The following is a 14,821-nucleotide window of genomic DNA, read 5'->3' as shown; positions in this document are numbered from 1 at the left end:
TGTCCCGTGGCAGCGGAATTCGAACTCACGATCGGTGACGGCCGGGTCCTGCACGTCTACGACACGGCCCCGGGAGCCACCGACCGCCTGCCGGTCCTCTGGCACCACGGCACGCCCAACATCGGCGCCCCACCCGCGCCCCTCCTCGACGACCGACTCGGCCTGCGCTGGATCTCCTACGACCGCCCCGGCTACGGCGGCTCCACCCCGGAGCCGGGCCGCACCCTGGCCTCGGTGGCCGGCTACGCGACCCACCTCGCCGACGCGCTCGGCCTCGGGCGCTTCGCCGTCATCGGTCACTCCGGCGGCGGCTCCCACGCTCTGGCCTGTGCCGCCCTGTTGGGTGAGCGCGTGCTGGCCGCGGTGAGCGTGTCCGGTCTCGCGCCGCTTCCGGACACGAGCCTCGCGTCGCATGGCGGGCCGGCTGGGGTGCCGGGCTCCGCGCGTGACCGGGTGTCGGGTGATGCCGCCGGTTCGGGCGTCGCGCACGGGGCGAGCGCCTTCGACTGGTTCGCGGGCATGGCGCCCTCCTGCGAGGCGTCCCTGCGCGCCGCCGTCCAGGGCCGGGCGGTCAAGGAACGTCACGAGGCGGCGGCCGAGTACGACCCGGAGATGTTCACCCAGGAGGACCACGCGGCGTTCGAGGGGGAGTGGTCCTGGTTCGACAGCGTGGTCGGTCCAGCGGTGGCGTCGGGTCCCGGCGGGCTCATCGCCGACGACCTGGCCTACGTGAGCCCGTGGGGTTGCGACGTCGCCGCCGTGACCGCTCCGATCCTGCTCGTCCACGGCGACCGGGATCGCGTGGTGCCCGTCGGCCACGGTGGCTGGCTGGCCCGCCACTGTCCTACCGCGCAGCTGCGCGTGTCGCCCGGTGACGGCCACATCTCGGTCCTGCCGTCGTCCGGGATGGCGGCCCTGGAATGGCTCGCCACGGAGGGCCGCCGCCGGTCACTGAGCTGATGGCCGTGCTGGGGTTACGCGCCGTGCTGAGCGGCCCGCTGTGCTGAGCGCCCGCTGTGCGCAGCGCCCGCTGTGCTGGGGCCCATCCGTGCTGGGCGGCTCGCCGCGCTGGGCACCCACCGTGCTGAGCCGCCCGCCATGCCGCGATGAGCCCACCCAGGACCGCTGGCCACCGTGATCAGTCGCCGAAGTCCAGATGCAACGCCCGGGTGAAGTCCGCGATCGCCTCCTCATGCCGATCCAGCTCCTGCAAGATCTCCCCCCGCACCCGAAACGCCCACACATACTCCGGATCCAACTCGATGGCAGCATCCAGGTCCCGCAGAGCCGCCTCGTTGTCCCCCAGCTCGCTCAGCACCGCCCCCCGGCTCCCCAGCGCCCGATCATTGCCCGGCTCCAGCTCCAGCGCCCGGTTCAAATCGCTCAGCGCCTCCTCGTACCGGTCCATCATGCGCAGGGCCTCGCCACGCCGGCTGAGCGCGCGCACGTAGTCGGGGTCGGCCTCCAGCGCCTTGGTGTAGTCGTCGATGGCCTCCGGGTAGAGCTGCATCCGCTGGTACAGGTCGCCGCGCGCGACCCACGAGTAAGGCAGCTCCTCGTTCAAAGAGATGATCTTGGAGTGCTCCGCCAGCGCCTCGTCCAGCCGGTCCAGCTCCACCAGGACGTCGGCCTTGGCCTCCAGGATCCACAACGATTCCGGCGCGAGGGTGAGCGCGTGCTCGAAGTCGTCCATGGCGTCGTCCAGGCGCCCCATCGCCGCGTAGGTCTGGCCGCGCGAGCCGAGGGCGTAGGCGCTGTCGGGCTCCAGGCGCAGCGCCTCGCCGAAGTCCTCCAGCGCGGCCTCGTACCGCTCGGTCACCCGGTGGCTCTCACCACGCAGCCGCCAGGCGCGGGCGTTGTCGGGCGCGAGGGCGATGGCCTCGGTCAGGTCCGCGATCGCGGCGTCGTGCCGCGAGAGCGCGATGTACGATTCGGCCCGGCTGCGCAGCACCGAGGCGCGCGACTGGGCGGCCGCCTCGGACAGCTCGGAATGGTCCTTGATCCCCTCGCTCATGAGGCGTAAATCTATCCAACTAAATCTGGATGATGGCCGCCTTTTCGCGGGTGTACTCGAGGACCGAATCGTGGCCGTAGCCGCTGTCCTTGACCCCGCCGAACGGCAGCCCCGGCGGCATCTGCCTGAAGGTGTTCACCCACACCGTGCCGCTGCGCAGATCCCGGACGAGCCGGTGCGCCCGCCCCAGGTCACGGGTCCACACCCCGGCGGCCAGCCCGTACGGCGAATCGTTCGCGATCGCCACCGCCTCCTCCTCCGTCGAGAACGGGATGGCCACCGCCACCGGACCGAAGATCTCCTCCTGGCAGACGCGCAGCGCGTTGTCCTCACTCGTGTAGAGCGTGGGCGCCACCCAGTAACCGCCGGGCAGCGCGGGCACCACGTCCGCGCCGGTCCGGCCGCCGAAGACGAGCCGCGCGCCCTCCTTCTCGGCCAGCTCCAGGTACGACGTGACCCGCTCGTACTGGCCGGCGGACACGATCGGCCCCATCGTCGTCGCCAGGTCGAGGGGATCCCCGAGCACCAGCCCGGCGCAGGCCCGCTCGATGCGTCCGAGCAGCTCGTCCCAGATCGAGCGGTGGATGAGAATGCGCGAGCCGGCCACGCACACCTGGCCGGCGTTGCCCGTGTAGACGGAGTTCACGGTGACGCCCTGGGTGGCGGCGTCCAGGTCGGCGTCGGGGAAGACGATGTTGGGCGACTTGCCGCCCAGCTCGAACGTCATCGGCTTGAGCGCGTCCGCCGAGGCCCGGGTGATGGCCTGGCCGGTGGCGGTGGAGCCGGTGAGGCTGATCTTGCCGACGCCGCGGTGCCGGACGAGGGCGTCGCCGACCTCCTCGCCCAGGCCGCTGACGATGTTCAGCACCCCGGGCGGGAACACCTCTGCCAGCAGCTCGCCCAGCCGCAGCACCGACGCGCTGGCCTGCTCGGCCGGCTTGACGATCACCGTGTTCCCGGCGGCCAGCGCGTACGCGGCCTTGGCGGAGAAGGTCGAGATGGGGGAGTTCCACGGAATGATGCAGACCGCCACCCCGTACGGCTCGCGCCGTGTCAGCCCGAGCGTGTCCGGCCCCAGCAGCACGGTGTCGCCCTTGACCGCGTCGAGGCACTGCCCGGCGGCCAGCTGCCACAGGTACGCCATGCCGGGCAGGTCCCGCTTGAGGGTGTCGCGCAGGATCCGCCCGTTGTCGCGCGTCTCCAGCCTGGCCAGCTCCTCGGCGTGCCGGCCGAACACCTCCGAGACCTTGCGCAGGTAGTGCGCCCTGGCCAGGGCGGGCAGCGCCGACCAGGCGGGGAAGGCGCGGGTGGCCGCCTCGACGGCCGCCTCGGCCTCCGCGGCGCCGCCGGCGGGGATCGTGGCCCACGCCTCGCCCGTGGCCGGGTTGACCGTGTCCATCGTGCGGGCGGCGGGGACCAGCTCGCCGCCGATGAGGTTGCGGAACTCAGGCATGAACCAAGCATATGCTTGCTCAACAAGCGCGGCCAGCCTAAAGATCATGCAAAGCGGCACAAGACGCGTGCATAGCCGCGAAGCGCCCGGGCACAAACGCACAAAAGGTGGTGGCTATGGCATCCAAACTGCTCGGCCGGCTGGCATACGGCTCGCGTTACGACCAGGTCCCGTGGGGCCAGAGGGTCTACGTCCGTCCAGGCGAGAGGCTCATCAGGGAAGCGCAGTGGCGCCTGCTCATCAGACGGGCGCCGGTCATGTCGCTCGCCGAGTACGAGCGGCTGCGGCCGCTGGGCGAGATCGAGGAGTTCCTGAGCTGCATGATGTGCGGGGAGTCCCGCCAGCAGCCGCTGTTCACCCCCACGGGCGGGAAGGGCTGGCGCTACCACGTCGTGCGCTGCCCGTCCTGCGGCTTCCTCTACCGCAACCCCAACGTCCGCCCCGAGCGCCTCGGAGACCTGTACGCCACCGGCTACAGCAACTTCCTGACCGGCAAGTACGCCGCCAACCGGCAGCGCCGCTACGACCTGACCATGAAGGCGTTCGCCCCGGTCTTCGACGAGGGCAAGGAGCGGCGGCTGCTCGACTTCGGCTCAGGCGTCGGGCTGTTCCTGGAGCTGGCCGAGCAGCGCGGCTTCGACGCCTACGGGGTGGACCTGTCGCCGGAGTCCGTCGAGCAGGCCAACGAGCGGCTCAGCAAGGCCCGCACCTACTTCGGGGCGCCCCAGGACGTGCCGGAGATAGCCGCCGGCGGTTTCGATGTGATCACCCTGTGGTCGGTGCTCGCGCACCTGCCCAGGCCGCTGGAGGACTTCCGGCGCTTCCGCGACCTGCTGGCGCCCGGCGGCGTGCTGCTCATCCTGACGGTGAACGCGCACTCGCTGCTGCTCAAGGCGTACGGGAGCAACTGGAGCGGCTTCACCAAGAACCACCTGATGTTCTACTCCTCCGAGACCGTGCGCACGCTGCTCGGCCGGTGCGGTTTCGCCGGAGTGGCCTTCGCCCCGCACTACGGCGACACGATCGAGGCCGGCACCACCAGGCTGCCCGCCGAGCTGGTCACCCGGCTGCGCCGCAACGTGGAGCTGAGCGACGGCGGGAACATGATGCGGGTGCTCGCCTTCGCCGACGAGGAGGCGATCGGCCGGTGGGGCGGCGGCCCCCTCACGGTCCACCGCCTGCATGCCTGACGTTCAGGACCGTGCCGCGCCGAACGCGGCGGTGAGCTCGCCGGTCGTGGTGATGGCGTGCGCGAAGGTGGGGCCGTTCAGCTCGTGCGCCGCGTGCATCATCTCGGGCAGGAACGCCGCGGTCGCGTCGCGCACCAGCGTGACGTGGTAGCCCAGCTCCATGGCGAACCGGCCGGTGGACTCGATGCAGGTGTTCGCCAGCAGCCCGATCAGCACGACGTGCGTGACGCCGTGCTGCTTGAGCTGCATGTCCAGGTCGGTGTTGGCGAAGCCGCTCTGCGCCCAGTGCTCCCTGGCCACGACCTCGCCCGGCCGCGGCTGGAAGTCGGGGTGGAACTCCCCGCCCCAGGTCCCGCGGGCGAAGCTGTGCCGCTCCATGATGCCGCGCTGGGTGGGGTTGGGGTGGTCCCAGGTCTCGTAGTCGCCCGGCTCCCAGCGGCGGTGCGGCACGAACATCACCCGTACGCCGGTCTCACGGGCGGCGGCGACCACGGCACGCAGATGGTCGAGCAGCCCGACCCGCGTGGCCACCGCCTCCACGCGCGGCCAGATCCTGCCGCCCTCCGACAGGAAGTCGTTGTAGGGGTCCACCAGCAGGACGGCCGTGTGCCGTGGGTCGTACGTCTGGGACAAGGTGGACTCCGATCCGCGGGCGAGGCCCCGCCGCAGGCAGCACCCGCCCAGCATCACGGAGCCGGCGCGCCGGACGGGAGCGCACGCGCGGCCCTTCTCCAAACCCTTCGCCGCACATGACGATCCGATCACCCGCCCACCACACCTCGGGCACGTCCAAGTCTGGCGATCACCCGCCGGTCAGACCCTCCGGCACGTCCACGTCTCCGATCACCCGGCCCGTCAGACCTCGGGCACGCCCAGGTCGGAGGTCTGCGACGGCTTGGCCAGCGCCGGGTCGAGCTGCTCGATCAGCCGCTGCACCAGCGCCGCCCGCCGCACCCGCTCGCGTCCCAGCTCCTTGGGCACCACCCCGAGATGCCCGCCCGACGGGTAGATGTTGGGCGCGTTGCGCAGCCCCATCTTCAGGTAGACGGGCGCGGCGGCCCGGACGATCTCCACGGCCTCGTAGAAGCGGACGAACCCGCCCTGGTCGTCCGGCACCTCCAGGTAGAGGTCGATCGGCAGCCCGGTGGCGGCCCTGATCTCGGCCAGATGCGGCACGGTCAGGTCGGTGCCCACGTTGACGGTGGTCGCGCCGAGCCGCTCGTAGATCGCGGCGGTCGGGCCGTTGGTGAGCGGCATCAGCACCGACGTCTTCAGCACCAGGTTCGCGGGCAGCGTCCCGTCGGACCTGAGCGCGCGCAGCACGTCGAGCGTGCCCAGGTCGCCGACCAGCAGGCTGCGGATGCCCAGGGCGCAGGCGCGCAGCGCGTCCGCCACGCACGCCGCGACCATCGCGTTGCCCCGGGCGGCGGCGCCGACCGCCTGGGTGAGCTTGGCCTGGCCGCCGGTGTCCCAGGCGGCGCGCGGCCCGAGGAAGAGGTTGACCTCGATGCCGCGCTCGGCCCCGATCCGGGCCATGCGGGTGATGTCGTCGTCGGTCAGCATCATCACGCCGCTGCCCTGCGAGGTCCTGGCGACGGGCACGCCGAGCCGGTCGGCCTCGGCGACCACCGCCTCCAGCACCTCCGGCCCCTCGACGCTGGGGATCTCGAAGCGGTACGGCGCCCCGTCCGCGAACCGCGACCCGGCGTCGGGCCCGGCGGACTGCAGCACCGGGTGCCCGAGCCTGGACATCAGGGCGTGGAGGTCGGTAAGGCTGGTCATCAGGGGTTCGTCTCCTCGCTGTAGATCACTTCGGTACGTCCGGGCGTGTGGTGCGGCGGCCGGCGTCGTCCTCGCCCTGCAGCTCCAGCTCTGCCCGGTTCCCCGACGTCGCTATCACCCGACCCCGGAGCAGGCTGCTGTCCACGAAGGAGAAGATATGAGCGAGCTGCTCGTCACCGCCGACGGCCCCGTGCTGCGCGTGGTGTTCAACCGCCCCGCCCAGCACAACGCGCTGACCCTGGACATGCTGCTGCGGGCCCGCATGTTCACCGGGGAGGAGGCGTGCGCGGCGGGTTTCGTGGCCGAGCTGTGCGAGCCGGACGCGCCGGCCGCCCGGCAGGCGGAGGTGGAGCAGCGGCTGCTGTCCCACGCGCCGCTGTCGATGTGGGCGGCCAAGGAGGCGGTGCGGCGGCTGCGCGTGGCGAACCTGCCGGACGGCGACGACATCGTGGCCACGGTGTTCGGCAGCGCCGACTTCCACGCCGCCGTGCCCGCCTTCCTCGCCGAGCGGCAGGTCGCCTGGCAGGGGCTCTAGGATCGGGGGCATGCAGCTCGCTCCCGGTGTCCACGTCGCCGTCACCGACCGCCACGGAGGCGTCAGCGCCCCGCCCTACGGCTCGCGCAACCTCGGCGGCCTCGTCGGCGACGATCCGGCGAACGTGCGCGCCAACCGCGACGGCCTCCGGGCCGAGCTGGGCGTGCGGGCCGTGGTGTTCATGCGTCAGGTGCACAGCGCGGACGTCGCGTACGTGAGCGAGCCGTTCGGCGACGACCCGCCCCCGCTCGACGGCGTGTTCACCACCGAGCCCGGCCTGGCGCTGGCCTCGCTCGGGGCCGACTGCCCGGCGGTGCTGGTGGCCGACCCGGTCGCCCGCATGGCCGGCGCGGCCCACTCCGGCCGTCCCGGCACCGAGGCGGGCATCGCCACGGCGCTGGTGGAGGCCATGGCGGCCAAGGGCGCCGAGCCGGGCAGGATGGTCGCGCTGATCGGCCCGGGCGCGTGCGGCCGCTGCTACGAGGTGCCCGCCGACCTGCGCGAGCGGGTGGCGGCCAAGGTCCCCGCGACCTGGTCCACGACGTCCTGGCAGACGCCCGCGCTCGACCTGCGGGCCGGGATCGAGGCCCAGCTCAGGGCGGCGGGCCTGACCGACGTGCGGCACGACGCGCGCTGCACGATCGAGTCGCAGGAGCTCTACTCCCACCGCAGGGAGCAGCCCGGCGGCCGGTTCGCCGGGCTGATCTGGCTGGCCTAACCCTTGCGCGGCGCGTTGTAGAGGCCGTTGACGATGATGGTGCCGAGCCAGATCCAGAACGCCGCGCTGCTCTCGCTGTCGACCAGCACGAACAGAACGGTCGAGAGCGTCGCCAGAGACAGCGAGACGATCGCCAGGGCCAGCCGCTGGCCCTCCGACGGGCCGGGCCTGGCCAGCTTGCCGCCCTTCGGCCCGGCCTGAGCCAGCCGCTCGTCCACCCGCCGGTCGATCTCCTGCCCCATCTTGTCGAGGAACGACTCCACGACGGCGTCCTCGAACTCCGGCCCGAGGTCGCGACGCGCGGACACTGCGGCCTTTAACTCATCCCCTGTTGCCATATGTCGAGATATAACGGGATACGGCGTTACCGGGCAAGGATGTCGTCAAGGTTGTAACTAACCGGACGCTCCAACTGCTCATACGTGCACGATTCGGGCGTACGATCCGGCCGCCACCGCCGGAACTGCGCCGTGTGCCGGAACCGGTCACCCTCCATCTGGTCGTAGGCCACCTCGATCACCAGCTCCGGCCGCAGTGGGATGAACGACAGGTCCTTCTTGGCGTTCCACCGCGACACCGCGCCCGGCACCCGCTGCCCGCCCGTCGCCGGCCCGGCGGCCGGCTGGCCGAGGTTGGCCTGCGCCTGCTCCGCCCAGTGCCCCCACGGGTGCTCGCTCAGCTCCGCGAGGTACGGCTTGATCTCCTCGACCAGCTCGGCCCTGCGCTTCATCGGGAACGAGGCCGCCACGCCCACGTGGTGCAGCCGCCCGTCGTCGCCGTACAGGCCGAGCAGCAGCGAGCCCACGATCGGCCCGGTCTTGTGCTCGCGGTAGCCGCAGATCACCACGTCGGCGGTGCGCTCGTGCTTGACCTTGAACATCGTGCGCTTGTCGGGCACGTACGGCTGGTCGCCCGGCTTGACGATGATGCCGTCGAGCCCGGCCCCCTCGAAGGTCTCGAACCATTCGAGTGCCTGCTCGTAGCTGGTCGTGACGGGCGTGAGCCGCACCGAGCCCGCCTTCTCACCGAACAGGGACTCCAGCCGCGCCCGCCGCTGCGAGAACGGCGTCTCCATCAGCGACTCCTCGCCCAGCGCCAGCAGGTCGAAGGCGATGAACTGGGCCGGCGTGCGCTCGGACAACATCGTCACCCGCGACTTGGCGGGATGGATGCGCTGCTGCAGGGCGTCGAAGTCGAGCTGCGTGCCCACCGGCAGCACGATCTCGCCGTCGATCACCACCTTGTCGGGCAGCTCGGCCCTGACCGCCTCGACCAGCTCGGGGAAGTAGCGGGTGAACGGCCGCTCGTTGCGGCTGCCCAAGTAGACCTCATCACCGTCACGGAAGATGATGCAGCGGAACCCGTCCCACTTCGGCTCGTAGAGCAGGGTGCCGTCCTGCTTCGGCATGGCCTTGACCGGCTTGGCCAGCATCGGCGCCACCGGCGGCCGCACCACCAGGTTGGGCACCGGCTCCGGCTCCTCGGGCACCTCCGGTGCGGTCGGCTCGTCGGTCATGGCTGCGCTCCCTCGTCGTCCCCGTGAGTGGCCCTCGTGTACTTGCAGAAGAGGACGCCATCCTCCTCCAGCACCTGGCTCAGATCCAGTGTGACCTGCGCGGGCTCGCCGTTCTGGATGCGCGCCGCACCGCCGCCGACCAGCAGCGGGCTGATCGACAGGCACAGCTCGTCGACCAGGTCGGCGGCCGAGAGCTGGGCGTTGATGCGGGGCCCGCCCTCGCACAGGACCCTGGTCAGCCCGCGCTCGTGCAGCTCGGCCACGGCCCGCCGCATGTCCACGCTCTCCTCGCCGGCCACGATCAGGTCGCTGCGCCTGGCCGCCTCCGCGCGCCGCTCGTGCGGCGCGGCCTCACAGGTGATCACGATGGTCCTGCTCGGCGCGTCGCAGAACAGCTCGCCGTCGAGGTCGAGGGCGAGGCTGCGGGTGATCACCGCGATGGGCGGCACCTCGGGCCGCCCCTGCCGGATCTCCGCCCACGTGTCGCGCGGCGGGACGGGGCCGTACCCCTCCTTGCGCACGGTCGCGGCGCCGGCGACGACCACGTCGGCCAGCCCGCGCAACGTCTGGAAGATGCGTTTGTCGCCCTTGCTCGACAGCGGCCCTGACCGCCCCTTGAGCCAGGCGGCGCCGTCGGCGCTGGCGACCATGTTGAGCCGCAGCCATGGCCGGTCGTCGGGGTAGGCGTAAGCCTGCACGATATCCGGATTGTCCTGTATGTCGGGATAGATGCGCCGCACCCCTCTACCTTGGCACACGCCACCGACACTCCATCGGCCAGGGGTTTTGCGGACGGATACCGCTTTTCCGTATCGGAGGACGTACCAGCATTTGTCCGCTTAACGTGACGATAGGGATGGGGACTGACGGGAGGCACGCTGTGGGGCTGCTCACCGCCGTGGCATGGACGGTCGCCGCGCTCGCCGGGGTGTATCTGCTCTCCTTGTGGCTGTCCGGGGGCGGCCTGCGCCGCGCCAAGGTCACCCGCTTCCCCGCCGCCGTCGTCTTCGCGCACCCGGTGCTGGCCGTCTCGGCGCTGGCCTGCTACGTCGCGGGCCTCGCCACGGGCAGCCGGGCGCTCGCCTGGGCGGCCTTCGCGGGCCTGGCGGCGGCCTCGCTGCTCGGCTTCACGATGTTCACCCGGTGGCTCGGCGCCGGCCGCCACCAGATGGCCGGGCGCGGCTTCCCCGTCCTGGCCGTGACGCTGCACGGGCTGGCCGGGGTGGCGGCGTTCACGCTGGTCTTCCTCACCGCCAGCGCGGCCCGCGTCTTCTGAGCCGCGCTCAGGGACCCGCGGCCCGCGCCTTGCGCGCGGCGCTCAGGACCTGGCGGGCCTGGGCCGGCGCAGGACCTGCAGCGAGCGCGAGGTGACGGCCACCACGTCGCCCGCCTGCCACCCGTCCTCCGCGAACGCCTCCTCCACCACGTCGTGGGTGGTGTCGAGCACGGGCAGCCACCGCTCGCCGAACTCCTCGCCGGGCAGCGTGAACGGCAGGTTCTCGTGATGGGCGTTGATCAGCAGCAGGAACGAGTCGTCGGTGATCCGCTCGCCGCGCGGCCCCATCTCCGTGATCGCGTCGCCGTTCAGGTAGACCATCAGCGACTTGGCGTAGCTGATGTGCCAGTCGCCGGCCGTCATCTCCTGCCCGCCGGGCGTCAGCCACACCAGGTCGCGCGCGCCGTTGTCGGGATGGCGGCCGTGGAAGAAGCGCCGCCGCTGGAAGACCGGGTGCTCGCGGCGCAGCTTCGACAGCGCCCGGACGAAGTCCAGCAGCTCCGACTCTGCGTGCACCAGCGACCAGTCGACCCAGGCCAGCTCGTTGTCCTGGCAGTAGGCGTTGTTGTTGCCGCGCTGGGTGCGGCCGATCTCGTCGCCGTGGGAGAGCATCGGCACCCCCTGCGACAGGAACAGCGTGGCCAGGAAGTTGCGGCGCTGGCGGCGGCGCAGCGTGACGATCTGCGGGTCCTCGACCGGGCCCTCCGCGCCGCAGTTCCAGGAGCGGTTGTCGTTGGTGCCGTCGCGGTTGTCCTCGGCGTTGTCCTCGTTGTGCTTGTGGTCGTAGGAGACCAGGTCGTTCAGCGTGAACCCGTCGTGGCAGGTGACGAAGTTGATCGAGGCTACGGGGCGGCGGCCGGAGGACTCGTACAGGTCGGCGGAGCCGGTCAGGCGGGAGGCGAACTCGGGCAGCGCCGAGTGCGTGCCCCGCCAGAAGTCGCGGACGATGTCGCGGTACTTGCCGTTCCACTCCGTCCACAGGGGCGGGAAGTTGCCCACCTGGTAGCCGCCCGGGCCCACGTCCCACGGCTCGGCGATCAGCTTGACCTGCGAGATCACCGGATCCTGCTGGATCAGGTCGAAGAACGCGCTCAGCCGGTCGACGTCGTGCAGCTCCCTGGCCAGCGCCGAGGCCAGGTCGAAGCGGAAGCCGTCGACGTGCATCTCCAGCACCCAGTAGCGCAGCGAGTCCATGATGAGCTGCAGCGCGTGCGGCGAGCGCACGTTGAGGGAGTTGCCGCAGCCGGTGTAGTCGAGGTAGTAGCGCCGGTCGCCGTCGTGCAGCCGGTAGTAGGCGACGTTGTCGATGCCCCTGAAGCCCAGCGTCGGGCCCATGTGGTCGCCCTCGGCCGTGTGGTTGTAGACCACGTCGAGGATGACCTCGATGCCCGCCTCGTGCAGCGCCCGCACCATGGCCTTGAACTCCAGCACCTGCTGCCCCCTGGTGCCCGAGCTGGAGTAGCGCCCATGGGGTGCCAGGTAGGCCATGGTGTTGTAGCCCCAGTAGTTGGTCAGGCCCCTGGCCACCAGGAAGTGCTCGGGCACGTAGTGGTGCACCGGCATCAGCTCGACCGCCGTCACCCCGAGCGACAGCAGATGCTCGATGATCGCCGGATGCCCCACCCCGGCGTAGGTGCCCCGCAGGTCGGGCGGCACGTCGGGGTGGCGCATGGTGAGCCCGCGCACGTGCGCCTCGTAGATCACCGTCTGGTGGTACGGCACGCGCGGCGACCGGTCGTTGCCCCACTCGAAGAACGGGTTGATCACCACGTTCTTCGGCATGTAGGGGGCGCTGTCCTCGGTGTTGCGCCGCGTGGGGTCGGTGAAGTAGTAGGGGAACAGCGCCTGGTTCCACTCCAGGTCGCCGTCGATCGCCTTCGCGTACGGGTCGAGCAGCAGCTTGGCAGGGTTGCACCGGTGGCCGTGCGACGGCTCGTAGGGCCCGTGCACCCGGTAGCCGTAGCGTTGCCCCGGCTGGATGCCCGGCAGGTAGCCATGCCAGACGAACCCGTCGACCTCGGGGAGGTCGACGCGTTCCTCTGAGCCGTCATCGTGGAAAAGGCACAGCTCGACCCGCTCGGCGACCTCGGAGAACACCGAAAAGCTGGTGCCAACGCCATCCCAGGTGCCGCCGAGTGGATAGGGCTCGCCCGGCCAGACCTCGCGCATGTGACCCGATTGTCGCACGCTAAAGCGCTCTTGGTCTTCCAATGACCTGATCGCTCTCCGTAGGTGCGCCGCGAGCTAGAGCAGCTCGGCCTTGAGGCTGATCGTGGTGCCCGCCAGCGCCTTGCTCACGGGGCAGTTGGCCTTGGCCGTCTCGGCCGCCTCCTGGAACTGCTCGGCCGTGATGCCGGGGACGTGCCCCTTCACCGTGAGCACGATGCCCGTGATGCCCTCGCCCGGCTGGAACGTCACGTCGGCGCTGGTCTGCAGCGACTCCGGCGGTGTGCCCGCGCCGGCCAGGCCGTGCGACAGCGCCATCGAGAAGCAGGAGGAGTGGGCGGCGGCGATGAGCTCCTCGGGGGAGGTCTTGCCGTTGGCGGACTCGGCCCTGGACGGCCAGGAGACCTCGAAGGTGCCGACACCCGAGGTGTCGAGCGAGACGGTGCCCGAACCGTCGATCAGGGCGCCCTTCCACTGGGTGGTGGCGGTGCGAGTGGTGGCCATGGCGAATGCTCCCTCCGTTGTTACCGTTCGACCCTATCGTGGCCCGAAAGAGTCTTGCCGGTCGGTCATCCGGCTCTACATTTGGTGCGAATAGTGACATGCTCGGGTCGCGGCGCACCCGCCGCCTTGGTCCGGAATAAACGGGAGTGTGGTGCCAGTGGAGGCACCGTACGACGACCGCCTGCTGCACCAGCGGGTGGTCGGCGGCGATGAGTCCGCGTTGGGGGAGGTCTACGATCGGCTCTCCTCGCTGATCTTCGGTCTTGCCCTGCGGGTCACCAGGGACCGGGTGATCGCCGAGGACATCACGCAGGAGGTGTTCCTGGTCTTCTGGGAGCGGCCACTGGCCTACGACCCGGAACGCGGCACCTTGCGCGCCTGGCTCGCCACGATCGCGCATCGGCGCGCGGTCGACCACGTGCGGGCCGAGGAGCGCAGGAGGGTGTCGGCGCTGGGGCCCAGGCTGTTCGAGCGTGAGCCCGTGCGGCTGGAGGACACCGTGCTCGCCGCCGACGAGGCCCAGCGGGTACGGCAGGCGGTGACCTCACTGCCCGAGGGCTTGCGCGAGGCGGTGGAGCTGGCCTATTTCGGTGGCAGGACCTATCGGCAGGTGGGCGAGGAGCTCGGCGTGCCGGAGGGGACGGCCAAGTCGCGCATCCGGCTGGCGTTACGGCGCCTGGCGGACGCGCTGGCAGAGGAAGAAGTGTGATGGACGCCTGGCCGCCGCACACGGCTCAGGTGGAGCCGCATACTGAGGAAGAGGTGTGATGGACCCCGTCGAGCGTCTTTACCTCGACGCGCTGATGGAGGACCCCGAGGTGCCGGCCCGCTCGCTGCGGCCCCAGCTCCTCGCCGGGGCCAGGGCCAGGCGCCGGCCGGCGGCACCCACCGCCGCCTGGGCGGAGCCGTACGCGGGCCGCGTGGCCGCCATGGACGCGCTGCTGGCCTCGGCGGTGGACGACGACTGGTCGCGGATCATCGTCGAGGGCTGGACGCTCCAGGAGCTCGTCGCCCACCTGGCCGCCAAGGACGGCCTGCTGGCCGCCTCCGTCGGCGCTCCCGTGCTGGGCCCGCCGATCGGTGCCGTCGACTCGGCGTCCCGGACGAACGACGTCCAGGCGTACGAGCGGGCGCGCAGCCCCGAGCAGACCCGCAGGGACTGGCGCGCGCAGGCCGACGCCCTCTGCCGCCATCTGGCCGACCTGCCGCCCGCGACGCCGGCCACGGTCGACGGCCTGGAGGCCCCGGTCAACGACCACATCCTGGCCAGGTGCCTGGAGACGTGGGTGCACACCTCCGACGCGGCGGAGACGGCCGAGATCCGCCTGCCCGACCCGATCGCGCAGCACATCCACCCCACCGCCGACCTGTGCGCCCGCCTGCTGCCCTTCACGATGCTCTTCGGCGGCGTGGACGGTGCGGGCCGCACCCTGCACCTCACGCTGACCGGCGCGGGCGGGGGAGAGTGGCGGATCGCGCTGGGGGTGGCGGACGCCGCGCCGGGCGAGCCGGACGCGCGCATCACGGCGGACGTGAAGCAGTTCTGCTTCCTGCTCGGCGGACGGGGTGATCCGGCCGAGTTCCCCGCCGAGCTGGAAGGTGATCTCTCCCTGGCCAGGGACGTGCTGGCCACTGCCCCCAGCCTTTCAGGCCCGTAACCCCGCAAA

Annotated in this window: 16 protein-coding genes; 7 read left to right on the top strand and 9 right to left on the bottom strand. The window is 71.4% G+C overall.

Going from position 1 to position 14,821, the window contains the following annotated elements; genetic code table 11:
- Nucleotides 1-6: 6 nt before the first annotated feature.
- Nucleotides 7-960: an alpha/beta fold hydrolase gene (locus LCN96_RS41080; RefSeq protein WP_225267810.1), complete on the top strand. Its 954-nt coding sequence runs from the start codon at nt 7-9 to the stop codon at nt 958-960.
- Nucleotides 961-1,138: 178 nt separating this feature from the next.
- Here LCN96_RS41080 and LCN96_RS41075 read toward each other — a convergent pair whose 3' ends face one another.
- Both LCN96_RS41075 and LCN96_RS41070 read right to left on the bottom strand, forming a co-directional pair.
- Nucleotides 1,139-2,014: a tetratricopeptide repeat protein gene (locus LCN96_RS41075; RefSeq protein WP_225267809.1), complete on the bottom strand. Its 876-nt coding sequence runs from the start codon at nt 2,012-2,014 to the stop codon at nt 1,139-1,141.
- Between the two features lie 19 nt (nt 2,015-2,033).
- Nucleotides 2,034-3,467 carry an aldehyde dehydrogenase family protein gene (locus tag LCN96_RS41070; protein ID WP_225267808.1) on the bottom strand — a complete coding sequence of 478 codons (1,434 nt, stop codon included), beginning with the start codon at nt 3,465-3,467 and terminating at the stop codon, nt 2,034-2,036.
- Between the two features lie 116 nt (nt 3,468-3,583).
- On the opposite strand from LCN96_RS41070, the gene LCN96_RS41065 reads away from it, so the two are divergent.
- Entirely contained in the window at nt 3,584-4,657 is a 1,074-nt protein-coding gene (locus tag LCN96_RS41065) for a class I SAM-dependent methyltransferase (RefSeq protein ID WP_225267807.1), read from the top strand.
- A gap of 3 nt (nt 4,658-4,660) precedes the next feature.
- Here the strand turns inward: LCN96_RS41065 and LCN96_RS41060 are convergent, their stop codons facing one another.
- On the bottom strand, nt 4,661-5,290 hold the full coding sequence (locus LCN96_RS41060; RefSeq protein WP_225267806.1) for an isochorismatase family cysteine hydrolase: 630 nt from the start codon (nt 5,288-5,290) through the stop codon (nt 4,661-4,663).
- A gap of 222 nt (nt 5,291-5,512) precedes the next feature.
- Nucleotides 5,513-6,439 carry a U32 family peptidase gene (locus tag LCN96_RS41055; RefSeq protein ID WP_225267805.1) on the bottom strand — a complete coding sequence of 309 codons (927 nt, stop codon included), beginning with the start codon at nt 6,437-6,439 and terminating at the stop codon, nt 5,513-5,515.
- A 157-nt stretch (nt 6,440-6,596) separates the two neighbouring features.
- Here LCN96_RS41055 and LCN96_RS41050 point away from each other — a divergent pair, with 157 nt between their 5' ends.
- Entirely contained in the window at nt 6,597-6,974 is a 378-nt protein-coding gene (locus LCN96_RS41050; protein WP_225267804.1) for a Clp protease/crotonase-like domain-containing protein, read from the top strand.
- A gap of 10 nt (nt 6,975-6,984) precedes the next feature.
- Nucleotides 6,985-7,692 (top strand): peptidoglycan editing factor PgeF, encoded by a 708-nt coding sequence (gene pgeF, locus LCN96_RS41045; protein ID WP_225267803.1) that lies wholly within the window; start codon nt 6,985-6,987, stop codon nt 7,690-7,692.
- Here pgeF and LCN96_RS41040 read toward each other — a convergent pair.
- Genes LCN96_RS41040 through LCN96_RS41030 form a run of 3 tightly spaced genes read right to left on the bottom strand, consistent with a single transcriptional unit; the run spans nt 7,689 to nt 9,948 of the window.
- Nucleotides 7,689-8,000 (bottom strand): hypothetical protein, encoded by a 312-nt coding sequence (locus LCN96_RS41040; protein WP_225267802.1) that lies wholly within the window; start codon nt 7,998-8,000, stop codon nt 7,689-7,691. The genes pgeF and LCN96_RS41040 overlap by 4 nt on opposite strands.
- 56 nt (nt 8,001-8,056) lie before the next feature.
- Nucleotides 8,057-9,208 (bottom strand): ATP-dependent DNA ligase, encoded by a 1,152-nt coding sequence (locus LCN96_RS41035; protein WP_225267801.1) that lies wholly within the window; start codon nt 9,206-9,208, stop codon nt 8,057-8,059.
- Complete coding sequence (locus LCN96_RS41030; RefSeq protein WP_225267800.1) at nt 9,205-9,948, bottom strand: pyrimidine reductase family protein; 744 nt, start codon at nt 9,946-9,948, stop codon at nt 9,205-9,207. The genes LCN96_RS41035 and LCN96_RS41030 overlap by 4 nt, the downstream gene beginning before the upstream one ends.
- 116 nt (nt 9,949-10,064) lie before the next feature.
- On the opposite strand from LCN96_RS41030, the gene LCN96_RS41025 reads away from it, so the two are divergent.
- Complete coding sequence (locus LCN96_RS41025) at nt 10,065-10,484, top strand: hypothetical protein (protein ID WP_225267799.1); 420 nt, start codon at nt 10,065-10,067, stop codon at nt 10,482-10,484.
- 42 nt (nt 10,485-10,526) lie between these two features.
- Here the strand turns inward: LCN96_RS41025 and glgX are convergent, their stop codons facing one another.
- Entirely contained in the window at nt 10,527-12,653 is a 2,127-nt protein-coding gene (glgX, locus tag LCN96_RS41020) for a glycogen debranching protein GlgX (protein WP_225267798.1), read from the bottom strand.
- A 75-nt stretch (nt 12,654-12,728) separates the two neighbouring features.
- On the bottom strand, nt 12,729-13,154 hold the full coding sequence (locus LCN96_RS41015; protein ID WP_225267797.1) for an OsmC family protein: 426 nt from the start codon (nt 13,152-13,154) through the stop codon (nt 12,729-12,731).
- Between the two features lie 151 nt (nt 13,155-13,305).
- Here LCN96_RS41015 and LCN96_RS41010 point away from each other — a divergent pair, with 151 nt between their 5' ends.
- Together LCN96_RS41010 and LCN96_RS41005 are read left to right on the top strand one after the other, a co-directional pair.
- Nucleotides 13,306-13,863 (top strand): sigma-70 family RNA polymerase sigma factor, encoded by a 558-nt coding sequence (locus LCN96_RS41010; protein WP_225267796.1) that lies wholly within the window; start codon nt 13,306-13,308, stop codon nt 13,861-13,863.
- 58 nt (nt 13,864-13,921) lie between these two features.
- Nucleotides 13,922-14,812: a maleylpyruvate isomerase family mycothiol-dependent enzyme gene (locus LCN96_RS41005; protein WP_225267795.1), complete on the top strand. Its 891-nt coding sequence runs from the start codon at nt 13,922-13,924 to the stop codon at nt 14,810-14,812.
- Nucleotides 14,813-14,821: the final 9 nt, after the last annotated feature.

Origin of the sequence: Nonomuraea gerenzanensis (genome assembly GCF_020215645.1) — a bacterium.
GTDB classification, from domain to species: domain Bacteria; phylum Actinomycetota; class Actinomycetes; order Streptosporangiales; family Streptosporangiaceae; genus Nonomuraea; species Nonomuraea gerenzanensis.
This window is presented reverse-complemented; position numbering and strand designations above follow the sequence as displayed.